This is a genomic window from Pseudopedobacter saltans DSM 12145 (genome assembly GCF_000190735.1).
GTDB lineage: Bacteria > Bacteroidota > Bacteroidia > Sphingobacteriales > Sphingobacteriaceae > Pseudopedobacter > Pseudopedobacter saltans.
On sequence record NC_015177.1, the window covers coordinates 1,270,039 to 1,295,769 of the forward strand.

The 25,731-nt window shown below is 34.8% G+C and carries 25 protein-coding genes and 1 tRNA gene; 18 read left to right on the forward strand and 8 right to left on the reverse strand.

Features of this window, described 5'->3' with window-relative positions:
- The first annotated feature begins 14 nt into the window (after positions 1-14).
- Positions 15-1,916, forward strand: a complete 1,902-nt coding sequence (locus PEDSA_RS05320; protein ID WP_013632133.1) for an OmpA family protein — start codon at positions 15-17, stop codon at positions 1,914-1,916.
- 75 nt (positions 1,917-1,991) lie between these two features.
- Here PEDSA_RS05320 and PEDSA_RS05325 read toward each other — a convergent pair whose 3' ends face one another.
- The 3 genes from PEDSA_RS05325 to PEDSA_RS05335 all read right to left on the reverse strand — a co-directional run bounded on the left by PEDSA_RS05325 (position 1,992) and on the right by PEDSA_RS05335 (position 5,419).
- Complete coding sequence (locus PEDSA_RS05325) at positions 1,992-4,190, reverse strand: polyribonucleotide nucleotidyltransferase (protein ID WP_013632134.1); 2,199 nt, start codon at positions 4,188-4,190, stop codon at positions 1,992-1,994.
- A 204-nt stretch (positions 4,191-4,394) separates the two neighbouring features.
- Positions 4,395-4,868 (reverse strand): hypothetical protein, encoded by a 474-nt coding sequence (locus tag PEDSA_RS05330; protein WP_013632135.1) that lies wholly within the window; start codon positions 4,866-4,868, stop codon positions 4,395-4,397.
- Positions 4,869-4,981: 113 nt separating this feature from the next.
- Positions 4,982-5,419, reverse strand: a complete 438-nt coding sequence (locus PEDSA_RS05335; RefSeq protein ID WP_013632136.1) for a hypothetical protein — start codon at positions 5,417-5,419, stop codon at positions 4,982-4,984.
- A 235-nt stretch (positions 5,420-5,654) separates the two neighbouring features.
- Between PEDSA_RS05335 and PEDSA_RS05340 the strand changes: the two genes are divergently transcribed.
- The 6 genes from PEDSA_RS05340 to PEDSA_RS05365 all read left to right on the forward strand — a co-directional run bounded on the left by PEDSA_RS05340 (position 5,655) and on the right by PEDSA_RS05365 (position 13,414).
- Complete coding sequence (locus tag PEDSA_RS05340; protein ID WP_013632137.1) at positions 5,655-7,268, forward strand: CTP synthase; 1,614 nt, start codon at positions 5,655-5,657, stop codon at positions 7,266-7,268.
- 25 nt (positions 7,269-7,293) lie between these two features.
- A complete protein-coding gene (yidC, locus tag PEDSA_RS05345) occupies positions 7,294-9,066 on the forward strand; it encodes a membrane protein insertase YidC (protein ID WP_013632138.1) in 1,773 nt (590 codons plus the stop codon).
- A 214-nt stretch (positions 9,067-9,280) separates the two neighbouring features.
- Positions 9,281-9,670: a response regulator gene (locus PEDSA_RS05350; RefSeq protein ID WP_013632139.1), complete on the forward strand. Its 390-nt coding sequence runs from the start codon at positions 9,281-9,283 to the stop codon at positions 9,668-9,670.
- 1 nt (position 9,671) lies between these two features.
- Positions 9,672-10,760 carry a sugar transferase gene (locus PEDSA_RS05355; protein ID WP_013632140.1) on the forward strand — a complete coding sequence of 363 codons (1,089 nt, stop codon included), beginning with the start codon at positions 9,672-9,674 and terminating at the stop codon, positions 10,758-10,760.
- 65 nt (positions 10,761-10,825) lie between these two features.
- The gene (locus PEDSA_RS05360; protein WP_013632141.1) at positions 10,826-11,470 is read left to right on the forward strand and encodes a 3'-5' exonuclease; all 645 of its coding nucleotides are present in this window, start codon (positions 10,826-10,828) and stop codon (positions 11,468-11,470) included.
- A 36-nt stretch (positions 11,471-11,506) separates the two neighbouring features.
- Positions 11,507-13,414 carry a DUF294 nucleotidyltransferase-like domain-containing protein gene (locus PEDSA_RS05365; RefSeq protein ID WP_013632142.1) on the forward strand — a complete coding sequence of 636 codons (1,908 nt, stop codon included), beginning with the start codon at positions 11,507-11,509 and terminating at the stop codon, positions 13,412-13,414.
- A gap of 59 nt (positions 13,415-13,473) precedes the next feature.
- Here PEDSA_RS05365 and rpsO read toward each other — a convergent pair whose 3' ends face one another.
- Positions 13,474-13,758: a 30S ribosomal protein S15 gene (gene rpsO, locus PEDSA_RS05370; RefSeq protein ID WP_013632143.1), complete on the reverse strand. Its 285-nt coding sequence runs from the start codon at positions 13,756-13,758 to the stop codon at positions 13,474-13,476.
- Between the two features lie 183 nt (positions 13,759-13,941).
- Between rpsO and PEDSA_RS05375 the strand changes: the two genes are divergently transcribed.
- A complete protein-coding gene (locus tag PEDSA_RS05375) occupies positions 13,942-14,355 on the forward strand; it encodes an acyl-CoA thioesterase (protein ID WP_013632144.1) in 414 nt (137 codons plus the stop codon).
- On the opposite strand, the gene PEDSA_RS05380 is transcribed toward PEDSA_RS05375, so the two are convergent.
- Positions 14,348-15,340, reverse strand: coding sequence for a D-alanine--D-alanine ligase (locus PEDSA_RS05380; RefSeq protein ID WP_013632145.1), 993 nt, complete (start codon positions 15,338-15,340; stop codon positions 14,348-14,350). The genes PEDSA_RS05375 and PEDSA_RS05380 overlap by 8 nt on opposite strands.
- A gap of 170 nt (positions 15,341-15,510) precedes the next feature.
- Between PEDSA_RS05380 and PEDSA_RS05385 the strand changes: the two genes are divergently transcribed.
- The 10 genes from PEDSA_RS05385 (at position 15,511) to PEDSA_RS05430 (ending at position 23,618) form a co-directional block, all read left to right on the forward strand.
- The gene (locus PEDSA_RS05385; protein WP_013632146.1) at positions 15,511-16,275 is read left to right on the forward strand and encodes a PASTA domain-containing protein; all 765 of its coding nucleotides are present in this window, start codon (positions 15,511-15,513) and stop codon (positions 16,273-16,275) included.
- Complete coding sequence (locus PEDSA_RS05390) at positions 16,275-16,583, forward strand: rhodanese-like domain-containing protein (RefSeq protein ID WP_013632147.1); 309 nt, start codon at positions 16,275-16,277, stop codon at positions 16,581-16,583. Before PEDSA_RS05385 ends, PEDSA_RS05390 begins: the two co-directional genes overlap by 1 nt.
- A 38-nt stretch (positions 16,584-16,621) precedes the next feature.
- On the forward strand, positions 16,622-17,662 hold the full coding sequence (mltG, locus tag PEDSA_RS05395; RefSeq protein WP_013632148.1) for an endolytic transglycosylase MltG: 1,041 nt from the start codon (positions 16,622-16,624) through the stop codon (positions 17,660-17,662).
- A gap of 15 nt (positions 17,663-17,677) precedes the next feature.
- On the forward strand, positions 17,678-18,085 hold the full coding sequence (locus PEDSA_RS05400; protein WP_013632149.1) for an acyl-CoA thioesterase: 408 nt from the start codon (positions 17,678-17,680) through the stop codon (positions 18,083-18,085).
- A 9-nt stretch (positions 18,086-18,094) separates the two neighbouring features.
- Complete coding sequence (locus PEDSA_RS05405) at positions 18,095-19,093, forward strand: YihY/virulence factor BrkB family protein (protein WP_013632150.1); 999 nt, start codon at positions 18,095-18,097, stop codon at positions 19,091-19,093.
- Positions 19,094-19,177: 84 nt separating this feature from the next.
- A tRNA-Ser gene (locus PEDSA_RS05410) sits at positions 19,178-19,262 on the forward strand.
- 474 nt (positions 19,263-19,736) lie between these two features.
- Entirely contained in the window at positions 19,737-21,071 is a 1,335-nt protein-coding gene (locus PEDSA_RS05415) for a GH1 family beta-glucosidase (protein ID WP_013632151.1), read from the forward strand.
- Positions 21,072-21,196: 125 nt separating this feature from the next.
- Complete coding sequence (locus PEDSA_RS05420) at positions 21,197-22,516, forward strand: type IX secretion system plug protein (RefSeq protein ID WP_041536983.1); 1,320 nt, start codon at positions 21,197-21,199, stop codon at positions 22,514-22,516.
- Positions 22,517-22,528: 12 nt separating this feature from the next.
- A complete protein-coding gene (locus PEDSA_RS05425) occupies positions 22,529-23,041 on the forward strand; it encodes an acyl-CoA thioesterase (protein ID WP_013632153.1) in 513 nt (170 codons plus the stop codon).
- Between the two features lie 10 nt (positions 23,042-23,051).
- Positions 23,052-23,618, forward strand: a complete 567-nt coding sequence (locus tag PEDSA_RS05430; protein ID WP_013632154.1) for a TlpA family protein disulfide reductase — start codon at positions 23,052-23,054, stop codon at positions 23,616-23,618.
- A 32-nt stretch (positions 23,619-23,650) separates the two neighbouring features.
- Here the strand turns inward: PEDSA_RS05430 and PEDSA_RS05435 are convergent, their stop codons facing one another.
- From PEDSA_RS05435 to PEDSA_RS05445, 3 genes are read right to left on the reverse strand one after another with little or no spacing between them, the layout of a single operon-like run.
- Entirely contained in the window at positions 23,651-23,881 is a 231-nt protein-coding gene (locus tag PEDSA_RS05435) for a hypothetical protein (protein ID WP_013632155.1), read from the reverse strand.
- Between the two features lie 27 nt (positions 23,882-23,908).
- Entirely contained in the window at positions 23,909-24,160 is a 252-nt protein-coding gene (locus PEDSA_RS05440; protein WP_013632156.1) for a hypothetical protein, read from the reverse strand.
- A 13-nt stretch (positions 24,161-24,173) separates the two neighbouring features.
- Positions 24,174-25,685 (reverse strand): carbon-nitrogen hydrolase family protein, encoded by a 1,512-nt coding sequence (locus PEDSA_RS05445; protein WP_013632157.1) that lies wholly within the window; start codon positions 25,683-25,685, stop codon positions 24,174-24,176.
- Positions 25,686-25,731 lie beyond the last annotated feature (46 nt).

Sequence of the window (25,731 nt, forward strand, 5' to 3'; positions counted from 1 at the left end):
CAAATTATAAATGGATGAGAACATTTCTAATCTGCTTGTATCTTTCATTATGTTCTATTATAGGATTATGTCAGGAGCAATATACAGTAAAAAACAAATCAGCTATTAAGCTTTACGAAAAAGCGCGATCTGTTTTAGAACTTAATGAATTTGACATTGCGGAGAAAGATCTTGCTACTGCCTTAAAGGCAGACCCAAACTTCTTAGAGGCTTACCTGTTATTAGGCGATATCTATCGAATAAAACAGGATTTTCTAAAATCTAAAGAAAGTTATAGAAAAGCATTCTCCATTAATCCCACCTTTGGTATAGACCGTTATTTTTATCTGGCTGAGACGGAATTAAAATCCGGTGACTATCAACAAGCCATCAATAATTTCAATATTTATAAAGAAAAAGGGAATCCAAGTCCTGAGAAATTGCGTCTAGCAGAAAAACAGATTAAAGATTGTTATTTCGCTCTGGATGCTATAAAAAATCCTGTTTCTTTCAACCCGGTAAACCTAGGCGCTAATATTAACACTGCGGATCATGAATATATGGCTTCGTTAACTACAGATGGGGAAACTATAATTTTTACCCGGCAGATCAATAATAATGAAGACTTTTATAAATCTGTTAAAAAAAATGGTGAATGGCAGGTTTCGCAGTATCTGAGCGAAAACATTAATACCCCACGTTATAACGAAGGTGCTCAATGTATTTCTCCAGACGGACGTTTTTTATTTTTCACAGGTTGTAATCGTCCAGATGGAATGGGCAGATGCGATATCTATGTTTCCGAAAAAGAAGGTGATAATTGGAGCAAACCGGTCAACTTGGGAGCCCCAATAAATACTGGCGGTTGGGAATCTCAACCTTCATTATCTGCGGACGGCAGAACTTTGTATTTTGTAAGCGACAGACCAGGAGGCTTAGGAAGTTATGATATTTGGGCGAGTAAGCTTGATGATGACGCTAAATGGCAGAAACCCATCAATCTAGGGCCAACTATAAATACCCCTTTTGATGAGCAGTCTCCTTTCATTCATCCAGACAATGAAACCTTATATTTCTCTTCAAACGGATGGCCAGGTCTTGGTAATAAAGATCTTTTTATTTCAAGAAAAGATGAATCTGGAAATTGGAAAATCCCGGCAAATTTAGGTTTCCCTATTAACAGCTATGGTGAAGAAACAGGGCTTAGCATTAGTTCGGACGGGACTAAAGCTTTCTTTTCTTCAAATAATTATAAAGGGTTGGGCGGATTTGATATTTATGCTTTTGACCTACCACAAAATCTTAGGCCAAAACCTGTTAATTATGTAAAAGGGCATGTTTTCGATGCGATAACTAAAAAGGGATTAAATGCACTAGTGGAAATTGCAGAATTAAATTCTGGAAATAGTTTATACGCATCGTACGCTGATAGAATTGATGGAAGTTTTTTGGCTGTATTGCCTAACAATAAAAAATATTCCTTAAATGTATTTGAAAATGGATATCTATTTTACACAGAAAATTTTTCAACGGAAAGATATCCGGATGATAAACCTATAAGGCTGGAAATACCTCTTAATAAAATAAAAGTTGGCAATAAAGTAATACTTAAAAATATCTTTTTTGATACGAATAAATACGACATTAAGGATGACTCAAAATCGGAATTAGCTATTTTGATTGATTTTCTTAATGAGAATAAAACTGTTAACATAGAAATACAAGGGCATACTGATAACATTGGAGATGACAAAGCTAACTTTGTATTATCTGAAAACAGAGCGAAATCTGTCTTAAAATATTTAGTTAACGAGGGAATTGATTCAAAAAGATTACGATACAAAGGCTTTGGTGAAACTGCCCCTATAGATTCAAATGACAATATTATTGGAAGAGCCAATAACAGGCGTACAGAGTTTTTAATAATAGCTATGTAAATGTATAGCAAAACCTAAACTAAACAAAAAGCCCTTCAGAAATTCTGAAAGGGCTTTTTGTTTAATAAAAGTATGTTATTCAGCTTTTGAAGCGTCTCCTTCTGCCGGAGCACCATTACCTTCAGCAGCAGGTGTCTGGGCTTCTGGTTGAGGTTTTGGAGGGCGAGGCAATAACGCTTTTCTAGATAATTTCAGTTTTCCTTGCTTATCTACATCCAACAATTTTACTCTAACCTCATCTCCTACTTTAAACAATCCATCCATTGACTCATAGCGTTTCCAGTCAATTTCAGAGATATGTAATAAACCATCTTTTCCCGGCATAATTTCTACGAACGCGCCAAAAGGCATAATCGATTTAACTTTACCTTCGTAGATTTCTCCGACTTCTGGTTTCGCCGCAATAGCTTTAATTCTGGCAACTGCCGAATCCACAGATTCTTTATTGTTAGCAAAAACCTGAACCAAACCTTTATTGTCTTTTTCTTCAATAGAGATTGTAGCGCCAGTTTCACGTTGCATTTCCTGAATGATTTTTCCACCAGGACCTATAACTGCACCAATAAATTCTTTATCAATTGTAAGCGAAACAATGCGTGGGGCATGAGGTTTATAATCTTCCCTAGGTTCTGAAATAGTTTTCGCCATTTCTCCTAAGATATGAAGTCTACCTTCTTTCGCCTGATTTAAAGCTTCAGTTAATACATCGTACGATAAACCATTAACTTTCAAGTCCATTTGGCATGCAGTGATACCGTTTTTTGTACCTGTAACTTTAAAATCCATATCACCTAAGTGATCTTCATCGCCTAATATATCTGATAGAATGGCATATTTTCCAGTTTTTTCGTCTGAAATTAATCCCATCGCAATACCGGATACTGGAGAAGAAATTTTAATACCTGCATCTAATAAAGCAAGCGTCCCTGCACAAACTGTAGCCATTGATGAAGATCCGTTTGATTCTAAAATATCAGAAACAACGCGAATCACGTATGGATTTTCATTATCTGGAGGTAATACTTTTTTAATAGCTCTCATGGCAAGGTTACCATGGCCAACTTCCCTTCTACCAACACCTCTGTTTGGACGAGCTTCTCCAGTAGAGAAAGCAGGGAAATTATAGTGCAACATAAAACGGTTATATCCGCTAATAAAAGCACCATCGATCATTTGCTCATCGTCGTTAGAACCAAGCGTTACAGTTGTTAACGATTGAGTTTCTCCTCTGGTAAAGATAGAAGATCCGTGAGCTGACGGCAAATAATCTACTTCACTCCAAATTGGACGGATTTGCTTTGAGTTTCTTCCATCTAAACGTACGTTCTCATTTAATAATAAGTTACGAACAGCATCATACTGTACGTCATGGAAATATTGTTTAGCCAGAAAAACTACACTTTCTTCCGGATTTTCACCTAAAGTAGCTTCAAATTCAGAGTAAATTGTAGCAAAAGCATCGGATCTTTCGTGTTTTGGAAGCTGTGCCTTAGCAATTGCATAAACTTTATCGTAAGTAGCAGCATAAACTTTGTCTTTCAATTCTAAATCAGAATTTTCATGACAGTAAGTTCTTTTCTCTGTTTTACCTGTGGCAACTGTTAATTCTTTTTGTACGGCAACTTGTTTTTTGATAGCCTCGTGAGCAAATTGAATAGCTTCTACTAATTCAGCTTCCTGAATTTCGTTAGACTCACCTTCAACCATATTGATGTCTTTTTCAGAACCAGCAACAATAAATTCTAAAGTTGCTCTTTCTAAATCGGTTCTTGAAGGATTGATTACCAATTGTCCATCAATTTTCGCCACGCGAACTTCAGATATTGGTCCGTTAAACGGAATGTCAGAAACTGCTATAGCAGCAGATGCAGCCAAACCTGCTAAAGCATCTGGCATTATATTCTCATCAGAAGAGATTAAGGAAATCATAACCTGTGTCTCTGCATGATAATCTTCTGGAAACAATGGACGTAAAGCGCGGTCAACTAATCTCGAAATTAAAACTTCATAATCTGATAGTCTAGCTTCACGACGTAAAAAACCTCCAGGGATACGGCCACTTGCCGCGTATTTTTCTTGATAATCTACTGATAGAGGAAGGAAGTCGACACCTTCTCTTGCGTCTTTATTAGATACCACCGTAGCCAATAACATCGTATCACCTTGTTTTACGACAACTGATCCGTCAGCCTGTTTTGCTAACTTTCCAGTCTCGATTTCGATAATACGGCCATCGCCTAAATCAATCGACTTTTTAATTACATTTAAACTCATATTTATTATTTAGTCGGCACAAAAATACTCTTTTATATTAGTTATTCTCTTTGGTTTATAAATTTTTATCCGCATAAAAGTAAAAACTATATTGTATAATCAAATATTTACAATCACTAAATTTATAATCTCTTATTAATAAAATAAAAACACCGCTTAGTTTTGATAAGCGGTGTCTGATTTACTTAATTAAGAATAACTATATTAGTTTTGGCTTCTTTGTCTTTGACCACCGTTAGCCCTCATTCCTGTTCTTTGCTCCTCTGTTAAAGTCTTATTTAATTTTTCTCTTATTTCTCTAAGTTCTTCTGAGCGCTTTTTAACCATTTCTTTTTGAGCATCGGTATAAGATTCGCTTAGTGCGGCTCTTTTATCTCTGAAATTCATAGATGTGTTTGCAGCAATTTCTTTTTGCTTTGCTGTATAAGTGGCTTCTAAAGCTTTTTCATTTTCCGCTCTTTTATCACTCATTTCTTTTAAAAGTGCCTTTTGTTCCTCAGTAGCATTAGGTATATTAAACATACCCATACCTCTTTGCATTGGCTCTCTGGTGTTCTGATTTTCTACCTTTCCGGAAGCATCACGTCTTCTATCTGGCCTTTCCTGAGCAAAAGTATTGGCGCTCATTACCGCTAGCATTAAACCTAGCGCAGAAATTTTCAAAAATGACTTTTTCATATTCTTAAATTTTTAATTTGGAGTTGATAAACCTTATGATTATCAAAAACGAAAAAGGTTTAATCGTTAACAAATTTTTAACAAGAATATATTTTCAGATATTCTTCCCCCTACTAACCAACCCTGTAAATAAATTGAGCGCTCAACTTCCCTCCTTCATACTCGTCTAAATCTGCTATTTCCTCCAGATACAAATCCCAATCTCCATCATTAAACAAATTACCTTCGTATTCTTTAGTGGAATCGTAATAATGTAAATACCACTCATCTATTTCTCCTATATTACTGTCGGTAGAAAAAGATCTAAAGCTAAATCCCTCATCAGTAATGTCGATACTCCAGGTCGATACATGATCTTCTACAGTTTTAGATATCGATAGGGCCAATTCAAACTCGCTATTCAATTCCGGAAGATTCTCTAAAAACTTTTTGATATGATTGGCAGCCTCGTGATTTTGCTCATCTATCAATTCTTTGTCTTCTATCAATTGAAAAACTTCTAACAAATAGTTTTGGTAGCGTAACAATAAGCTTCTAAATGTTTGATCCATGATTTTATTTTTTTCAAAATTACGTCAAAAAAATGAGGTTAGCGAAATAGCTAAATGCATTGTAAGTATTTTAAACACAGCAGACAGGTTCTGATGTGGATATTTTTAGTCTTTGAAAAGATTTTTGTACTTTTTAGTTTCAGAAAAAAACTCTACTTTTGAACCCCGTACAAAAAGATTCAGATTTTGTTTTTGTATTAAATTTTTAATAAGCTGAATCTTATAGAAATCCATCATGACTAAGTATATTTTCGTTACGGGAGGCGTTACATCGTCTTTGGGAAAAGGTATTATTTCCGCATCATTAGCCAAACTTTTACAAGCGAGAGGTTACCGTGTAACCATTCAGAAATTCGATCCTTACATTAATATTGATCCGGGAACTTTAAATCCGTACGAACACGGAGAATGTTTCGTTACCGAAGATGGTGCCGAAACAGATTTGGACTTAGGTCACTACGAACGTTTTTTAAACGTTCCTACTTCTCAAGCCAATAATATTACTACTGGTAGAATCTATCAGAATGTAATCAATAAAGAGAGACAAGGTGAATATCTAGGAAAAACTGTGCAGGTTATTCCTCATATTACTGATGAAATTAAGCGCAATATGCGTTTGCTAGGAGAAAGCGGAGAGTACGATATTATTATTACAGAACTTGGAGGTACTGTAGGCGATATCGAATCTTTACCCTATATAGAAGCTGTAAGACAATTTAAATGGGAAGCTGGAGCCCATGACGCTATCGTTATTCACTTAACATTATTACCTTTCTTAGCTGCTGCGGGTGAGTTAAAAACAAAACCAACACAGCACTCCGTAAAGATGTTGTTAGAGTATGGTATTCAGCCAGATATTTTAGTATGCAGAACCGAGCATCATTTAAGTGCGGATATCAAGAAAAAAATTGCCCAATTCTGTAACGTTAATTTAAATGCGGTTATAGAATCTGCAGATGCCTCTACAATTTATGACGTTCCTTTAATGATGTTAAAGGAGCAACTTGATCGTACTGTTTTAGCTAAATTAAAATTACCTACTAAAAACGAACCTAACTTAGACAGATGGAAAGAATTTTTAGGTAAGTTGAAAAACCCAACAGCTGCAGTAAAAGTAGCATTGGTTGGAAAATACGTAGAATTGCCCGACGCATATAAGTCAATTATAGAATCATTTATTCATGCAGGTGCAGAAAATGAATGTAAAGTTGAAGTCGAGTGCATTCATTCTGAAAGTATTTCTGAAGAAAACGTCAAAGCTAAACTTAGCAAATTTGATGGTGTTTTAGTTGCTCCTGGTTTTGGAGAAAGAGGTATTGAAGGAAAAATATCTGCCATAAAATTTGTCAGAGAAAATAATATACCGTTCTTCGGTATCTGTTTGGGTATGCAGTGTTCTGTTATCGAGTTTGGAAGAAATGTTCTTGGTCTTAAAGATGCCCATAGTACAGAAATGAACGAAAACACACCTCATCCGGTAATCAATATCATGGAAGAACAAAAAGGTGTTACTGAGAAAGGTGGTACCATGAGATTAGGAGCTTACCCTTGTGAATTGAAAAAAGGTACTAAAGCGCATGCTATTTATGGCAAAAACAAAATTTCTGAAAGACACAGACATAGATACGAGTTCAATAATAAATATTTACAACAGTACGAAGAAGCTGGAATGATTGCTTCAGGTGTTAATCCAGACAATAGTTTGGTAGAAATTGTAGAATTAAAGAATCATCCGTTCTTTGTTGCTTCTCAATTCCATCCTGAACTAAAATCAACCGTGGCAAACCCTCATCCACTTTTTGTTAAATTTGTAGCTGCGACATTAGAACATTCAAAAAAGAAAAATTAAGAAGCTTTATAAGAAAAAAGAAATAATGGATAAAAATACATTCACTGGCCTATTCCTTATCTTAATAATCTTAGTCGGGTCGACGTTTCTACTGAAACCTAACGAAGAAGAAATTAAAAGAGAACAATTTGTTCAGGATTCATTGGCAAAAGTTAAATCTGGAGTTCCGGTAACGAACGAGCATAAAAATGTTACCCTTAAAGATTCTGTTTTTGTCGATAATTCTAAACAAGAAGTAATATCAAGCGTTTTAGAAAACGATAAAATTAAATTAAACCTGTCCAATTTAGGTGGCCAGATTATAAGTTCTGTTGTAAAAACAGAAACTACTTATAGAGGCGAACCTGTTGTACTTTTCAATAAATCCGACTTTGGATTAGAATTTGTTAGCAATGGAAAGAACGTTAATACCAATCAGTTATATTTCACCAGAGTGGATTCCGTTCCAAACAAATTAACTTACAGATATGCAGACGCTGATGGGTCTTACATAGATTTCATTTATAGTTTACCAGAAGGCAGTAATAAAGTAGATTTCAATATCAGCCTGAAAGGTTACAGCCAAAAAATACCAGGTTCTACAACAGATTTAAACCTTGTTTGGCAAACCAATCTTCTGCAACAAGAGAAGGATTTGAAAAGCGAAAGAAACTATTCGACCGTTTATTACAAAACCAGCGCTGGTGACGTAGATTATTTAAGCGAAACAGAAACGGCAGAGAAAGATGTTCAGGAGAAAATCGAATGGGTTTCATTTAAACAACACTTCTTTTCAGCAGCTATTATTTCTAAAGATGGTTTTAGTAAAGGCCACACTAAAGTGGAAACTACATCTTCAAATGATTTTGTAAAACGCTATTCCACTAAATTAAGTTTGCCGTACAAACCTTCAGACGTTAACTCTTACGATTTAACGTATTATTTTGGTACAAACAAATTCAGCGAACTAAAAGATCAGGGCTTTTCTTTAGAAAAGCAGGTTAAGATGGGTTGGGGTCCTCTTAAATGGATCAACCGCTACCTGGTTTTACCTATTTTCAATTTCTTCAACAGTTTTGCCTTAAGCTATGGCCTAATCATTTTATTACTTACGGTTATTCTGAAGGGAGCACTTTTCCCTTTCACATATAAATCGTATTTGTCTATGGCTAAAATGAGGGTTTTAAAACCAGAAATGGATGAAATTAAAGCCAAAGTTGGGGAAGACAACCAAGCTTTATTACAACAGGAATATCTTAAGTTATATAAACAGGCAGGAGTAAACCCATTAGGTGGATGTTTACCTATGTTGTTCCAAATGCCTTTTATTCTAGCTTTCTTTTATTTCTTCCCGAACTTATTCGAATTAAGACACGAAAGTTTCTTGTGGATGACGGATTTGTCTACTTACGACGATATTATCAAATTTCCAACAATTCCTCTTTTAGGTTGGGACCATATCAGCTTGATGTGTTTACTGATGACAACTTCTACGCTGATTTATACGTATTATAATAATCAGACATCAAACGTTCAGGGACAAATGAAATATATCGGATATATCACGCCATTAATCTTTTTTGGTGTACTTAACTCCTATCCTTCCGGTCTGAATTATTATTATTTCTGTGCTAACATTTTAACGTTTGCTCAACAGTTCTTTATCAGAAGATTTGTTGACGATGATAAAATCCATGCTCAAATTCAAGAAAACAAAAAGAAACCAGAATCTGCTAAAAAGAAAGGTGGTTTTCAGAAAAAACTTGAAGACATGATGAGACAGCAACAACAAATGCAACAGCAGAAAAACAAAAAATAAGAAAAAAGGAGCATCGTTTGATGCTCCTTTTGTTTTTAGGCTGTGTAATTTTGGGAAATAATTTCCTTTATTCTTTAAATTAGTCTTTATGTAAAATAGCTTTTGTATTCAAGATAAATTGTTATAATTGCATTAAATAGCCCTAAGACAATGTAATGTGCTGCTTTTAGTATTAAGGCATAATTTGTGATTAATAAATAAATAATATAAGGTCATGATTTTTTCCGAAGCAAGCAAAAATAAAAAAAGCATTCTACTTGTAGATGACGAGGCATCTATACTTAAGTTATTGGAATTTGTTTTGCAAAAGGATTATCATTTGGTTATAAAAAGTAATGGCTTTGATGCACTAAATTGGCTGGATAGCGGAAACATACCTGATTTAATTATCTCTGATCTGGAAATGCCTTATTTCGATGGTTCTGATTTTTTGAGGGCAGTTAAAGTGAGTGGCTATTATAGGGAAATTCCTATTATTGTTCTATCAGGATCAAGTACATTAGAAGAGATCGAATCCAGAATTCCTTATAATATCAACGGATTAATGTCTAAACCTTTCAATCCTACCCTATTGAAGGAAAAAATAAAAGCACTCCTAAACTAAGATGGAATTCCAAAATATCAATCATAATACCTACACCACTGAAAGCTCAGTACTGAAAGTAATATACTATGCCGAGGGTTTCAAAGAGGAATTAGAATCTAGTTTTGAAAATGGGCTATATTCTGTAAAGGAATTTAATTCAATTAAGACGTTAACAGAGGAGACTCAATCTTTTTCTATTAATGATCTTAACAATAATCTACTTATCGAAATCAGTCCGGAAAATACCAATGAGGTTTTTCAAATTGTAGAAAATTTAAAAAACCACTGGTTAACGAGAAATATCATCATCATTCTTTTATTAACGGAAAGCAATCAGGCTATTACAAGAAGAGCGTTAAAATTGGGCGTAAGTGACTGTTATAATCCTCCTATACCTTTTAGTGATGTTAAAGAAAGGCTTAGATTTTTATCTTTTTATAAACAGTTAAGAGCAGAAAAAAAAGATCTATATCCGATAGAAATTGAAGAGTATAAAATTCCTTCGGGTAAAAGAATGTTAGATCTTTTACTATCCTCTATAGCTTTAATAAGTTTAAGCCCTCTATTTTTATTAGTTGCAATATTGATTAAGTTAGACTCCAAAGGACCTGTGTTTTACACAAGTAAACGAGTAGGTACAGGATATAAAATTTTCGATTTCTATAAGTTCCGCTCCATGAAAAAAGACGCAGATAAGGAAGTCGAAAAATTATCTAAAAACAATCAATACCAAGGCGGAGACGCTGCTTTTTTTAAAATTAAAGATGATCCTCGGGTAACTAAATTAGGCAATTTCTTAAGAAATAGTAGCATTGATGAACTTCCTCAGTTATTGAATGTTCTTAAGGGCGATATGTCTTTGGTAGGAAATCGGCCTTTGCCTTTATACGAGGCGGAGAAATTGACTACAAACGAGTGGTCTATGCGTTTCTTGGCTCCTGCGGGGCTTACAGGACTTTGGCAAATTAGCCGAAGAGGAAAAAAAGATATGTCTGAACGAGAAAGAAAGAAACTCGATAATTTCTATGCAAGCAATTATTCCATATGGCTTGATCTAAAAATTATTTTCAAGACAATCCCTGCCCTTTTACAAAAAGAAAAAGTATAAAATCTCAAGTCATTCAAATTGGATTTGATATCTTTATTGATTCAATTTTTAAAGAAATCAGAGTTTTGAAGGATTATTTGTTGTTTATTGATACAGAAACCTCTGGGCTTCCTAAACGATGGGATCTTCCCTATACCAACAATTTAAATTGGCCATACGCTTTGCAGATATCCTGGATTATCTATCATCCGGACGGAACTGAAATAAAACGTGAGAATTACTTTATCAATGAAAATGATGTCACTATTAGTAAGGATTCTATAAAGATCCATGGCATAACAGAAGACTTTCTAAAATCACATGGAAAAAAAAGAAAAGATATCTTACGTAAATTAGCTTATGATATCAAGAAATTTGATCCACTTATAATAGGTCATTTTGTAGAGCTTGATATACATGTATTAAGTGTTGATTATTTGCGGGCAAGGATAAAAAATCCATTTAAAGGACGTAATTTCTTTTGTACAATGCTAAAGAGTCATGATTTTTCAAAGAATCCGAGAATTAAATTTCTTAAACTCTCTGAATTGTTCGAGTATCTGTTTGATAAACATCCCGCAGATCTACACAATGCTGAAAAAGATGCCGAACACGCTGCAGATTGTTTTTTCGAGCTTTTAAAAAGAGGACAAATCACTATCCAAGACGTAACAAAACAAAAGGAGTATTTTTTAAAACAATTAAATGCCCTGGAAGAACAAGTCTGTTAATTTTTTTTCTATTTTACTCCCAAAATGCAGCAGCTTATGAACAAATTGGTCGAACTTTTAAAGAAAACAAAACCTTTTGATTTGCTTCCTGATAGCATTTTAAAAGGCGTAGCCGACGCACTTACAGAAATAAAATACTATAAAGATACACTGGCTTACCGTCAGGAAGTTACCGAAATGAAAGGTGTTGATATTATTTACGAAGGTGAATATGAGACATTCTTTTTTGACCCTTCCGAAAATAAACGATCAGTAGAAGTCCATCATACTCCTTATTGTTTTGGGGGTATTTCTATCTTATTAAACCGAACCAAAGCTCTAAAATCTGTCATTGCAAAGAAAGGAACTATCATTTATAGCTTGCCAAGAAAAGACTTTATTGGCTTATGTAATGCTTACGACGAATTTTTCCAATACTACACAGCAGATTTCGGAAAGCGAATGCTTGATGAGGAGTTTGCTCATTTTGTTAAAAAACCAGCATCATTTGAAGAAAGTTACATTGCTGCAGAGCAACTGTATTCCAGAAAAATAGAAGGAATAATTTATAAAGATATCGTTTCTTGCGATGCCGACACCCCTATTTTCGAAGCAGCAAGGCATATGGCTAAGAATAAAGTAAGTTGTCTATTCGTAAAAGATAAGAACGAAAACATTATTGGTTATGCAACGGATATTACGCTGCGGGATAATGTAATTGCAGAAAAGAGAAATCCGGAGGAGCCAATATCATCCGTAATGGATAACCCTATTGTTTCTATATCCAATCAGGCTTATTTATATGAGGCTGTATTAATGATGTTTAGAACAAAAACTAAATATCTTTTAGTGGAAAAGGAAGGTAAATATGTAGGCTTTTTGAGTAGAAACAGATTACTGAGTGAACAGGGACAATCTCCACTCGTGTTTATCCAATCAGTTAGATCTGCGGTAACCGTGGAGGAACTTAGGGAAAAATGGAATTACGTTCCCGAAATTATCAACCAATTATTGGGACGGGGCGTACATGCAGAGATCGTAAATCAGGTAATCACAACCATAGCAGACACAATCGCTATTAAAGTAATTGAAAAGATTATCGGTGAAATGGGTGAACCTCCCGCTAAATTTGTTTTTATGGTTACAGGTAGCGAAGGCCGTAAAGAACAAACCCTTAAAACCGATCAGGACAATGCAATTATTTACGAAGACAAAGCCAACGAACACCGGGAAATGGTTAGGGAATATTTCCTGGAATTTGCCAAAAGAGTCTCCGATAATTTAAATGATATAGGTTTCGTGTATTGCAAAGGTGGTTATATGGCCAGCAATCCGGACTGGACGCATTCTCTTTCACATTGGAAACGCAATTATAAAAAATGGATTGAAGAATCTGTTCCGGAAAATGCGATCAAATTCTCTACATTTTTCGATTGTAGATATTTATACGGAGACAGAACCATTATTCATCAGTTAAAAGAGTTCTTAGAAGAAGAGCTTCAAAAACCTATAGAACGCTTTTTTGCGCATATCGCTAAAAATGCACTTCAGTATGAACCTCCATTAACTTTCTTTAACAACATCAGAACACAAACAATTGGCAAATCAGAAGTATTTGATATAAAAAACGCCATGACTCCTATTGTCGATCTTGTTCGCGTTTATGCACTTCGTAAAAGAATATACGAAGAAAATACAGGAGAAAGATTGAAGAAGCTTATGGAACTGGGTGTTTTTAGTCCTGAGCAATATCATGAATTATATCAATCTTATTATTATTTGATGGGAATGAGGCTTAAAAACCAGGCAAATCAAATTATGATAGCTAAAACAGGGCCTGATAATTATATACAGATTGATAAACTTACAAAAATCGAGAAAGCTACATTAAAAGAGATATTCAAAACAATTTATAATTTTCAGGTAGGTATAAAAATGCGGTTTACTAATAATCTACTGGGATAAAACAAAAAAAGCTTCTAGAAATCTAGAAGCTTTTTTTAGAAGATTTTACAATCTAAAGATTAGATAGATTTAATGATATCTCTTAATCCTAATGATTTAATGATTGCTCTATATCTGTTGATATCTTTTTTGTAAAGATATGCTAATAAAGCTCTTCTTTTACCAACCAATTTTTGTAGTGCTAACTGAGTAGAAAAATCTTTTCTGTTAGATTTTAAGTGGCCAGTTAAATGTGCAATTCTGTAAGTGAATAATGCAACTTGTCCTTCCGGAGAACCTGTGTTTGTTTCAGCGTTTCCGTGTTCTTTGAAGATTTCCTTCTTCTTTTCTGTACTTAAATACATTACTTGAATAATATTAAAGCTAAAATTTAATTAATTGTGTGCAAAAGTACGATTAATTATGTAATAATCACAAGTTCAAAATAAAATAAAAACCTGAGCAAAAATTGGTTTAAAGTCAATTTTAAAAATAAAAATCCGAACACAGGATAATAAAGATTACTTTCGCAGCGAGAAAGTATCAATATGAGCGAATATAAAAAATTTAAAACTGAACATAAAGTTCGTCCTGATGATATAGACATGTTCAATCATGTACACAATAGCATATATCTAGACTATGTTTTAGCTGCGAGATATGAGCAAATGGAGCTTTTTTATGGAATGGCCATGGACGAGTTTTTGAAACTTGGTTTCGGCTGGGTGGTTCAAAAAGTGCAGATAGAATATAAAAGACCTTTAAAATTGGGTGACACGTTTAGTGTAGAAACCGGTATTGTAAACATTGGCGAAAAAGGCTGTAAAGTAGAATTTACGATAAATAATCTTAAAACAAACAAAACCAGCACTATAGGCTGGTTCGATTTTGTTATGATTGATATGAAAACAGGCAGAAGTGCTGTTTTGCCAGAAAGTATAATTAAGCTTTATTCTATTTAGCTGTTTTTAAAGCTTCGTCTATCAAATTCCCATAAAAATATGTTAAAGTTAATCCTGCTGCCCTAACTTGTTGCGGGATTATACTATTTTCTGACTGCCCGGGAATTGTATTTACCTCAATAAAGTAGAAATCTTTATTATCTTTCAATATAAAATCAATCCTAACCATTCCCTTACAGTTCAATTGTATATAGGTTCTTTTAATAATCTCTCCTATTCTTTCAACCAGCTCATTGTCTAATTCTGCCGGAGTTACTTCATTTGTTAATCCTGCGGTATACTTTGCTTCAAAATCGAAAAACTCTTTTGTGGTAATAATCTCGGTAATAGGTAAAACATTAACCTCTCCATCAACAGTATATGCGCCAACAGTAAACTCTCTTCCAGAGATAAATTCCTCTATTAAAACTTCAGATCCTTCTGCAAAAGCTCTTTGTACAGCTTTATCTAAATCATCCCATTCATTAACTTTAGACATCCCTATGCTACTTCCGCCATTATTAGGTTTTACAAATAGTGGTAAGCCTAAATTTTGTTCAATTTCCGCTTGTTTATACGAGTCTAAAGAAAATAATTGTACCGATTTGGCAATATTAAGATCAGGGACTGCAGATACGATTTGTTTGGTATAACCTTTATTCATCGTAATTGCAGACGTTGTAGCATCACAACTTGTGTATGGAATATTTAACATATCAAAATAACCCTGCAATTTCCCATCTTCTCCGGGAATACCATGTATAATAATAAAAGCACAGTCAAAAGTCACTTTTGTCCCTTTTATATTTATGCTAAAATCATTTTTATCTATCAGATGCGATTCTCCCTGTTCATCTTCATGATACCACTTTTCCGAATCTATAATAATCTGATAAACGTTGTATTTCGATCTGTCTAAATTCTTATATACTGTTTTTGTACTATTTAAAGATATTACAGACTCCCCTGTAAAACCGCCGGCTACTAACGCGATGTTCTTTTTCATGATATTCAAATATAGACGTTAATACGTTTTTATTTTCAATCGAATAAAAAAAATACCTTTATAGTTTCTCGCTGATCCACAATTAGTTTAACAAAGTTTATGATTTTTGTTAACTCAGTTTCCTGTTTTTTGGCTAAGTTTGAAGTATATTTTTGATACTAATTGACTTAATGAGTAAGTTTTTTCAATATCTAGCAACTCCAGAGTTCCGCAAACAATTAATTATTGCGATTGCATCTGTCCTAACTTTACTTTTTACCATATTTTTCAGCCTCCGTTATTACACAAAACACGGTGAAGGCCTGGCTGTTCCTTTGGTTAAAGGTTTAAATATAAACGAAGCCATTAGCATTTTGGATGAAAAAGGTTTACGGTACCAAATAGATTCTGTTTACGTAATGGATAAACCCGCAGGAATGGTTCTGGAACAAGATCCTGACCCTGAAACGAATGTAAAAACCAATCGGATTATCTATTTAACCATAGTAAGTTTCCAAACTCCGGATGTCAACTTTCCGGATATAGAAAATAAAACCTTTTTAGAAGCTAAGGCCATCTTGGAAAACTATGGTTTAAAAATTGGTGACACCATATACAAATCAGACATTGCCAGAGATGCCGTTTTAGGATTCAATTATGCCAATCAACCAGTAAGGATCGGTCAGAAATTGCCTAAAGGATCGAGAATTAATCTTATTCTAGGCGACGGAATGGGTGCCAGCGAAATAGAAGTTCCAGATTTCAGAGGCTTAACCTTGAGCGAGGCAAAATTCTCCATAAAAGGGTCTTCACTTACTTTAGGGGAAATTCATTACCAAGGTACGGTAACCGATTCCGCAAATGCAGTTGTGATTTCGCAATTCCCAAGTGTACAAGATTCTGTTGTAAAAGTGAGTATAGGTACAAGGATCAATTTGGTGCTATCTAATCAATAATGGAAGACATACAGTCAGAAGAATTCAGCAACATTCTTCAAACTAACAAACAGGATACTTTTATCTTAGACGTAAGGGAAGAGTTGGAATTCCATACTTTCAACGTTGGAGGGACGAATATTCCTCTTGGAAAAATGCAGAAACTTTTGGAAGATGACGATCTGGAAATACCCGAAGATAAAGTAATAATTGTCGTTTGTCAACGTGGAATACGTAGCAAAACTGCAAAAACCTTATTGAATAATTTCGGTTTTAAGAATGTTAGAAATTTAGAGGGAGGGCTTTTGAAACTACAAAGAATTCTTTAGCCATATTACACGCTATCAAAAAATAAATAAGATTTATGATGCCTATAAAAAAATCAAAAAATATATTAATTGCTATTGTGGTAGTCATTTTACTTTTAGCAGTTTTTATACTTCCCAAATTCTACTTTAAATATTTTGCCAATAATATCAAAGTAAACGAAAAGACATATTTATATGTACCAACAGGAGCTACTTTTCAACAACTGAAAGATTCCATTGCAAAAGGAGATTTCTTAAAAAGGCCAGAGTACTTTTTCAGTTTAGCCACCGACAGAGAGCTTCAAACTAAATTTAAATCTGGAAAATACGCCATACTGCCTGGTATGACCAACCGCGCTTTAACTAATATGTTAATCGCAGGAAATCAGGAACCTGTGGATATCTCTTTCAGAAATGTCAGGTTAAAGGGGAATTTCGCTAAGTTGATGTCCAAAAAACTTGAATTCGACTCTGCTGCCCTAATGAATTTATTGGATTCGAGCCAGTTTGTAGGAGAATATGGATTTACAAAAGACAATGTATATACCATGTTCATTCCCAATTCTTACGAAATGTTCTGGAACACTTCTGCAAAAGACTTCTTCCAGAGAATGAACAAAGAATATAAAACATTCTGGAATCCTGAAAGGCTAAAAAAAGCTGAAGAATTGAAAATGACTCCCCAGCAGGTTACTGTTCTAGCTTCTATTGTTGATGCCGAAGCTTTAGCAGACAAAGAAATGCCAACCATTGCGGGGTTATATCTGAATAGATTGAGAAGAGGAATCAAACTTGAGGCAGACCCAACTGTTATCTTTGCCAATAACGATTTCACAATTCGCAGGGTATTAAACAGACATTTAACCAAAGAATCCCCTTATAATACTTATAGGAATTTTGGTTTGCCCCCGGGCCCAATCATGATGCCTTCTATTAATGCTATAGATGCAACTCTAAACCCCGAAAAGCACAATTATATCTATATGTGTGCAAAAGAAGATTTTTCCGGATATCACAATTTTGCCTCCACACTTTCTGAACATTTAGTTAATGCCAGAAAATTTCAGGCCGCTCTTAACCAAAGGAATATCAAAAAATAAGAAAGGAGAAAGCTGATGTTTGTGTTTGAAACAAAAATTAGGGTAAGATATGCTGATACAGACCAAATGGGTTACGTTTATAATGGGAATTACGCTACCTATTACGAAGTAGGCCGAACAGAAGCTTTGCGTAGTTTGGGTATGACCTATAAATCTATGGAAGAAGAGGGTGTGATGCTTCCTGTTTTGGAAATGAAATCCAAATTTTTCAAACCCATAAAATATGATGAGCTGATCACTGTAAAAGTGATTATTGAGAAAAAACCAGGAGTTAGAATCCTATTCAAATACGACATTTACAACGAAAACAACGAACATGTACATACCGGAGAAACAACCATGGTATTTGTAGATATGCAAAAAAACAAACCTTGTATGCCTCCGGAAAGTTTTGCTGATAGATTAAATCCTTTTTTTGAGTAAATTAGATACATGAGGAAACTACATAGATTCTTATGCACTTTTGGGTTCTATCGTAAGTTTATCGCCTGGACAAAGATAATTGTCCTTCCGGGATTTAACTCACTTCCTCTATACACCGTTGCTACCTTTTTTTTTCAGGAAATAGGCAAAGAATCTTTGGTGAATAAGGCTTCATCTCTGGCCTATAATTTCCTGATGGCTGTATTTCCTGCTATAATCTTTTTATTTACGCTGATTCCCTACATTCCAATCAAAAACTTTCAAAATCAGCTGATGGCCATTATCGCCTTGTTATTGCCAGAAAATGCCTACAAAGCCTTCGAAGACACATTGGAAGATATTGTGAAGAATCAAAATGGAAAATTGCTCTCTATAGGTTTCTTACTTGCCCTTTTTTTTGCAACAAACGGAATTCACACTTTAATGCAAGCCTTTAACAAATCATCTCTGATAGTCGAAACCAGAACCTGGTTAAAACAAAGGCTTGTCGCTATGAATTTGACGGTTTTAACAATATTTTCTATCATTTTAGGCGTTTCCATTACTGTAATTACCGAATTTATTCTAAACACATTCCGGGAAGAACTAAATTTTGAGAACAATAAATTCTGGATATTTCTTATCACAATAGGTCGCTGGATAATAATTGTTTGTGTTTACTTTTTTACCACTTCCCTACTTTACAGATACGGGCCGGCCAATGCAAAAAAATGGAAATTATTTAGTCCCGGTGCATGGTTGGCTACGGTATTAGCTATCCTCACAACCTTAGGTTTTACATTCTTCATAAACAATTTTGGTGCTTATAATAAATTATACGGATCTATCGGAACCCTGCTTGTGGTGATGATCTGGTTATATCTCAACTCTCTCATACTTTTAATTGGGTTCGAATTAAATGCCAGTTTAGAGCTTTCTAAACGCAGTATAAAAATTGTTCGTCCCCGGTTTAACTCCTTTAAAAGCGAAAAAAACGATAATTCTGAATCTAAAAATCAGGATTTTTAAAAATATCCGACTGTTTATTAGTTCGTTAGGTTTCCTGCCCGATTTTGTATTTGCAGATTAAGTCAATATTTGTACTTTTGTGGCGGAGAAATGGCAGAGCGGTCGAATGCGGCGGTCTTGAAAACCGTTGACTGTAACAGGTCCGGGGGTTCGAATCCCTCTTTCTCCGCACAAAAAAGCGCTGATATACAGCGCTTTTTTTGTTTATAAGGAGGCTAATCTGAACCTGACACTTGCTTTTACGTATCATGCACAAAAGAGTCATTATGAAAATAAGTGGTTCTAATGAGAGAAAATAGAGTACTGCAGATCTTTTTATAAGAATGAACCCCTTTATACTTTTCCAAAAAAGCCTTTTCCAATCGCTTTTCTTACAGATATAGAGAGCATATTTAAATCCCCACAAACTTAACAGATCTTTAATCAGAAGAATACATATGCTTGTTACCTTTATTACAGAGAATGACAAGTATTAATGGTATAATAACATTTGAGTTATGAAAACAATTTCCTATTTTTTCCAAAGGGTTTTCTTGCGACTGTTTCTGGCACAATTCAGTTCGTTTTTTTCTCCTCTTAGATTCCATAAAAATTGATGAATTGGAGAGCGGATGTTAGATCGCCTGAAAATTAAATGCTATAAATGATATTAACCAAAGACGCCTTTGGCGAAGATTTTATATGGGGCGTTTCTACTGCTGCTTATCAAATTGAGGGGGCTCACAATAGCCATGGCAAAGGACCGTCCATTTGGGACGTTTTTGTAGAGAAGAAAAATAAAATATTTCAAAACCATACTGGTGACATCGCTTGTGATTTCTACAATCATTATATCCATGATTTGGAGTTGATGCACAGTTTAAATATTCTTAATTACAGATTTTCTATTTCCTGGAGTCGAATACTTCCCGATGGCACAGGAAAAGTAAATCAGCTGGGTATTGATTTCTACAATAGACTTATCGATCTTTCGCTGGAATTGGAAATTACCCCCTGGATTACTTTATATCATTGGGATCTCCCCCATGCTCTTGAAAAGAAAGGCGGATGGAGGAACCGGGATATTAAAGAATGGTTTGGAGACTATGTAACCATTTGTGTCAAACATTTCGGCAATCGGGTTAAAAATTGGATCGTATTAAACGAACCTACGGTATTTACAGCAGCTGGCTATTTTTTTGGTATACATGCTCCGGGAAAAAAAGGCTTGGGCAACTTTTTATCTGCCGTCCATCATGCTTCTCTGGCTCAGGCTCATGGAGCAAGAATTATCAAATCTATACAAAATGACAGTGTTGTTGGAACAACGTTCTCATGCTCTCATATAGAACCTTTTACAAACAGAGATAAAGATATCGTCGCAGCGAAGAAAGCTGACGCATTATTTAACCGACTTTTTATCGAGCCATTACTCGGACTGGGATACCCAACAGACGATGTCAAAATCCTTAATCGTATTGAAAAATACATGCAACAAAATGATGAAAATGAATTAAAATTCAACATGGATTTCATTGGTATTCAAAACTATACTCGTGAAATTATACGTCATGCTACCTTTGTACCGTTTTTACGGGCAAAAATAGTAAGTGCAGAAAAGCGTAAAGTAGAAATGACAGCCATGAAATGGGAAGTTTACCCTGAGTCTATTTACCACATTCTGAAAAAATTCAATGCTTATTCCAATATTCCTCCGCTGATTATCACTGAAAATGGCGCTGCTTTTCCAGACCGACTCGAGAACAATCAGGTGGATGACCCGAAAAGAGTTCAATATTTACAGGATATCCTCAAGCAGGTATTTCGGGCCAAACAAGAAGGGGTAAATGTAAACGGATACTTTGTATGGACTTTTCTGGATAATTTCGAATGGGCTGAGGGATACCACCCGAGATTCGGATTAGTGTATGTGGATTTCCAGAATCAGCAACGTATCGTAAAATCGTCGGGGCATTGGTATGCCGATTTCCTAAAATAAATTTTCTTTTTTAGTACTGGAAAAAAGTTGAATATCCCTTTAACCTTTTTCCATTACCCGAATAAATTCTGCATTTAAAAACAGATTAATCATCAATAATAATATGATAAATGTTAAATTGGTGCATGTTAAGAAAATTATGTCTACTAAGTTTAGGATTTATTCTGGTTATTTTTCAGCATCATGCTATAGCTCAGAATAAAAACAAAAAACAGCGAAAAACAATTATCAGTACTCCAAGATCCGAACTTCTTTATACCGACTATAGCTATATTCCTGAGATAAAAAGCGTAGAACTATATAATTCGGAAAAGGTGCAGTCCTTCCCTGTCATACATTTGGGGTCAGGAGACGAACTGATTCTTAAATTTGATGACTTAAGAGCTGATAACAGAAGCTTTTACTATACTTTGGTGCATTGCGACGCGGAATGGAAGCCCTCTCCTCTTAGTCCTATAGATTATTTCGAAAGTTTTACCGAAGACAGGATTAACGATTATAAAATTTCTTTTAACACTTTCCAGAAATACATTCATTATGAATTACGAATTCCTAACCAGACAGTTAAACCTAAACTATCCGGAAACTATTTGCTTAAAGTTTATGAAGATGGCGATCAGGAAAGACTTCTTTTAACAAAGCGTTTTTTTATAATTAATCCTAAAGTAAGGGTAAATGCTATTATCACACAATCTTCTATTGTAAAAGAAAGAGATAAAAGACAGAAGGTTAATTTTGTTATTCAGCATCCGGGTTTCATCGTTCAAAATCCCTATCAGGAAATTAGAGCTGTTGTTATGCAAAACGAGCGTTTTGACACACAAAAAATGACCAATGTTCCTCTCTTTATAAGAAACGACCAATTGGTTTATGAAGATGTAAAAACCAATGATTTTGATGGCGGCAACGAATTTAGACGTTTTGATACCCGCAGTTTAAGATTCAAGTCCCAGACGACGGAAAATATCAATCAGGACTCCCTTTATCATATCAAATTATTCGCAGACCCCGTTTGGAATACGCCAACTTATACAAGTCAATTTGATGAAAACGGAAATTTTTATATTATCAATCAGGATGGAAGCAATGAAAATTACGATGCCGACTATTGCTGGGTTTATTTTACACTACTGTCTACTCCTCCATCCGAAAATGGCAATGCTTATATCGTCGGAAAATTCAATAATTACAGAAAAGATGAAGCGTCTAAATTAATTTATGATGCGACTAACAAACTATATTACACAAAATTGTTGTTGAAACAAGGCGTTACGGACTATCATTATACCTGGGCAGATAATAAAGGCAGCATAATTGATGATAATGCTTTCGATGGAGACTTTTACGAAACCGAAAACAGCTATCAAATATTAGTTTATTATAAACAACCAGGTTCTCGCTATGAAGAATTGATATCTTACACCATGTTAAATTCAAGAAAATAAATATTCAACCGTATGTTAAAGGCAAAAAAAGCAAAGGAATCTCTGGTAGTTATGAGTGAATTGGTTTTACCAAACGACACGAATATGCTACATAATTTAATGGGAGGTCGTTTATTACACTGGATGGATATTGCCGCTGGAATTTCTGCACAAAGGCATTGTAATAATATTGCTGTAACTGCTTCTGTAGATAACGTATCTTTTAGAAACCCTGTTAAGCTGGGTGATGTTATTACTATACAGGCCAAAGTAACCCGCTCTTTTAACACCTCTATGGAAGTCAGGATAACCGTTTATGCAGAAAACATACCTTCGGGTAGTAAAGTAAAATCCAACGAGGCATTTTATACCTTCGTGGCCTTAAATGAGAATGGCGTAAAAACAGAAGTTCCTGAACTTATACCGGAAACAGCTGAAGAAATCGCACTTTTTAATACCGCTATGCAAAGAAGGGAACTCCGTTTAGTACTTGCCGGAAAGCTAAAGCCTTCCGAAGCTTCATCTATAAAATCAATATTCAACTAGGTTTAATGCTATGAAAAAGTTTTGGAAAAATAATTGGGGATTCATTATTTCAATGTTAGTCATGTTATTTGTTCTTTTTAACATGAAAGCCAGAACCTTTGTCACACAACAATTATTCAGAATAGGCTTATTTTCTCCATCATTAGACGAAAAGAAAGTATTTGGACCTATAGACGAAGATATCACATTTGCCAGTACCGACGGGACATTGCTAAAAATGGGAGATTTAAAAGGAAAGGTTGTCTTTTTAAATTTTTGGGCGACCTGGTGCCCACCATGTATCGCAGAAATGCCTTCTATACAAAAACTATATAATCAGATGTCTGATGAGGTTGTGTTTATTTTTGTTGATGTTGACGGCCAATTTGATAAGTCTCAATCTTTTCTAAAAAAACATAACTATAGCATTCCAATTTTTATAATGGCCTCTCCCATTCCTAAAACCGTATTCGATAGTTCTTTGCCTACCACACTGGTTATAGATAAAAAGGGAAATGTAGTTTTCAGGCACAGAGGAATGTCCGACTATAGCGATGAAAAGTTTATATCAAAACTTAAGCATCTTATAAATAATTAGCGGAATTGGATTGAGTCCAGAATATCAATCCCCTAAAATGATTTAAATACAGATTTATAAATCAGCCAGAAAATTAGCAGGACGACCATGATGACAAATAAAAGCCAATATTGCAGCCTTCCCGCTTTTTCATCATTTTTCTCGGTTACTGCTTCTTTTGCGGGCCCGGGATTTTCTTTATTAGCTTCGTAATCTGTTTCTATAGGATTCGGTGTGTGTTTCTCATTTAATTTATCTAATTCTTCTCGCTCCTTGTTTTCCATAATATAGGTATTTTGTGTACTTATATATTACAAAAATGGTTCCGCTTTATCGTCATCTTTATTATTTATCTCATCGTCGAAATCTTCTATATCATCCTCATCTTCGAAAGGTTTGGTATTGTCTTCATCTTTAATATAATCGGCATCGCTTGCAGCCAGTTGCTCGTCATTCTTAGCATTTCCGTTTACCGTATCAAAGAACTCTTCATCGCCTTCGGGAGTTAAACTATTTTTATCCTTAAACTTTTTAGGATCGTTTGGTCCATTATATCTCTTCATATCGGTTAATTTTCTATTTCAACAATTTCACCTCATACAAGTCTCTTCTTCTATCTTTCATTGTTTTCACGGTTCCGTATTCATGCAAATCCCTTAAGGCATATAAATCCACGTCGGCAATTAATACCATTTCTGTGTTTGGTGTTGCTTCTGCTTTTATTGCATTGTTGGGGAAGGCAAAATCCGAAGGTGTAAATACCGCCGATTGGGAATATTGTATATCCATATTGTTTACTCTGGGCAAATTTCCTACAGATCCGGCGATAGCAACATAACATTCGTTTTCAATGGCTCTGGCCTGTGCACAATAGCGAACACGCATATATCCATTTTGTGTATCGGTCATAAAAGGAACAAATAAAATCTTCATTCCCTGGTCTGCAAGGATTCTGCTCAACTCAGGAAACTCTACGTCATAACAGATCAATAATCCAACTTTTCCGCAATCTGTATCGAATACTTTTACTTCGCTCCCACCTTCCAATCCGTAATACCGTAGCTCGTTTGGGGTAATATGAACCTTTTTATAGGAATCTATTTTTCCGCTTCTATGACATAAATAAGAGATGTTGTAGATTTTAGTTCCTTCCACTATGGGCATACTCCCCGCAATAATATTTACGTTGTAAGAAACCGCAAATGATAATATTTTTTCCTTAATTTCTTCGGTATGTTCGGCCAGCTTTTTCATCGCTTCGCGTTCCGGGAGATCATTATAAGGGCTCATTAAAGGTGTATTGAAAAATTCGGGCAGTAAGATAAAATCTGCTCCATAATCACTCACCGCATCTACGAAGAATTCTATCTGATCGTAAAAGGCTTCCAACGTCGCAAATGTACGCATTTGCCACTGTACCAATCCCAAACGAATGGTTTGCTTTGCCGGTGAAATAGAACGGGCTTCCGCATCGTAATAAATATTGTTCCATTCCAGTAAAGTCGCATATTCCATAGATTCACTATCATTGGGAAGATAGTTTCTTAATATCTTCTTTACGTGAAAATCATTAGACAACTGGAATGTTAAAGTTGGATCATAAATTTCTTTTTTTCTTACTTTCTCTATGTATTGCTTGGTGCTTAGTTTATCGGCGTATTTATGGTAATTAGGAATTCTACCTCCGGCTACTATACTTTTCAGGTTCATTTCCTCACACAGTTCTTTTCTGGCATCATAAAGCCTTCTACCTAACCTTAACTCCCTATATTTGGGATGGACGAAAACCTCTATACCGTATAATACGTCACCTTCAATATCATGTTTTGTAAACCTTCCGTTATCAATGATACTATAATATTTATCGTAAATATTGGTGTTCTTTGAATTTAGTATAATTGCCAAAGCACATGCAACAACATGCCCGTTAAGTTCTACACACAATTGCCCTTCTGGAAATATATCTATAAGGTCTACTATGTTCTTACGAGTCCAGGTTTCTACTTCCTTGCAATCGTAAGCCTCCTGCATAGATCTCTTTAAATCACTGTAATCCTTTTTAGTAAGTTGTCTTACTTTAATATCCATATCCGTTGTATTTGCATTTTATAATAAATACAACAGAGCGCTTTTT

Excerpts from the sequence above, each read along its gene's own strand:
- PEDSA_RS05400 (WP_013632149.1), top strand. The coding sequence starts at position 17,678 with ATGTTTGTGTTTGAAACAAAAATTAGGGTAAGATATGCTGATACAGAC.
- PEDSA_RS05340 (WP_013632137.1), top strand. The coding sequence starts at position 5,655 with ATGACTAAGTATATTTTCGTTACGGGAGGCGTTACATCGTCTTTGGGA.
- PEDSA_RS05355 (WP_013632140.1), top strand. The coding sequence starts at position 9,672 with ATGGAATTCCAAAATATCAATCATAATACCTACACCACTGAAAGCTCA.
- yidC (WP_013632138.1), top strand. The coding sequence starts at position 7,294 with ATGGATAAAAATACATTCACTGGCCTATTCCTTATCTTAATAATCTTA.
- PEDSA_RS05415 (WP_013632151.1), top strand. The coding sequence starts at position 19,737 with ATGATATTAACCAAAGACGCCTTTGGCGAAGATTTTATATGGGGCGTT.
- PEDSA_RS05365 (WP_013632142.1), top strand. The coding sequence starts at position 11,507 with ATGAACAAATTGGTCGAACTTTTAAAGAAAACAAAACCTTTTGATTTG.
- mltG (WP_013632148.1), top strand. The coding sequence starts at position 16,622 with ATGCCTATAAAAAAATCAAAAAATATATTAATTGCTATTGTGGTAGTC.
- PEDSA_RS05375 (WP_013632144.1), top strand. The coding sequence starts at position 13,942 with ATGAGCGAATATAAAAAATTTAAAACTGAACATAAAGTTCGTCCTGAT.
- PEDSA_RS05390 (WP_013632147.1), top strand. The coding sequence starts at position 16,275 with ATGGAAGACATACAGTCAGAAGAATTCAGCAACATTCTTCAAACTAAC.
- PEDSA_RS05335 (WP_013632136.1), bottom strand. The coding sequence starts at position 5,419 with ATGGATCAAACATTTAGAAGCTTATTGTTACGCTACCAAAACTATTTG.
- PEDSA_RS05380 (WP_013632145.1), bottom strand. The coding sequence starts at position 15,340 with ATGAAAAAGAACATCGCGTTAGTAGCCGGCGGTTTTACAGGGGAGTCT.
- PEDSA_RS05430 (WP_013632154.1), top strand. The coding sequence starts at position 23,052 with ATGAAAAAGTTTTGGAAAAATAATTGGGGATTCATTATTTCAATGTTA.
- PEDSA_RS05405 (WP_013632150.1), top strand. The coding sequence starts at position 18,095 with ATGAGGAAACTACATAGATTCTTATGCACTTTTGGGTTCTATCGTAAG.
- PEDSA_RS05385 (WP_013632146.1), top strand. The coding sequence starts at position 15,511 with ATGAGTAAGTTTTTTCAATATCTAGCAACTCCAGAGTTCCGCAAACAA.
- PEDSA_RS05425 (WP_013632153.1), top strand. The coding sequence starts at position 22,529 with ATGTTAAAGGCAAAAAAAGCAAAGGAATCTCTGGTAGTTATGAGTGAA.
- PEDSA_RS05350 (WP_013632139.1), top strand. The coding sequence starts at position 9,281 with ATGATTTTTTCCGAAGCAAGCAAAAATAAAAAAAGCATTCTACTTGTA.
- PEDSA_RS05445 (WP_013632157.1), bottom strand. The coding sequence starts at position 25,685 with ATGGATATTAAAGTAAGACAACTTACTAAAAAGGATTACAGTGATTTA.
- PEDSA_RS05330 (WP_013632135.1), bottom strand. The coding sequence starts at position 4,868 with ATGAAAAAGTCATTTTTGAAAATTTCTGCGCTAGGTTTAATGCTAGCG.
- PEDSA_RS05320 (WP_013632133.1), top strand. The coding sequence starts at position 15 with ATGAGAACATTTCTAATCTGCTTGTATCTTTCATTATGTTCTATTATA.
- PEDSA_RS05440 (WP_013632156.1), bottom strand. The coding sequence starts at position 24,160 with ATGAAGAGATATAATGGACCAAACGATCCTAAAAAGTTTAAGGATAAA.
- PEDSA_RS05420 (WP_041536983.1), top strand. The coding sequence starts at position 21,197 with ATGTTAAGAAAATTATGTCTACTAAGTTTAGGATTTATTCTGGTTATT.
- PEDSA_RS05435 (WP_013632155.1), bottom strand. The coding sequence starts at position 23,881 with ATGGAAAACAAGGAGCGAGAAGAATTAGATAAATTAAATGAGAAACAC.
- rpsO (WP_013632143.1), bottom strand. The coding sequence starts at position 13,758 with ATGTATTTAAGTACAGAAAAGAAGAAGGAAATCTTCAAAGAACACGGA.
- PEDSA_RS05325 (WP_013632134.1), bottom strand. The coding sequence starts at position 4,190 with ATGAGTTTAAATGTAATTAAAAAGTCGATTGATTTAGGCGATGGCCGT.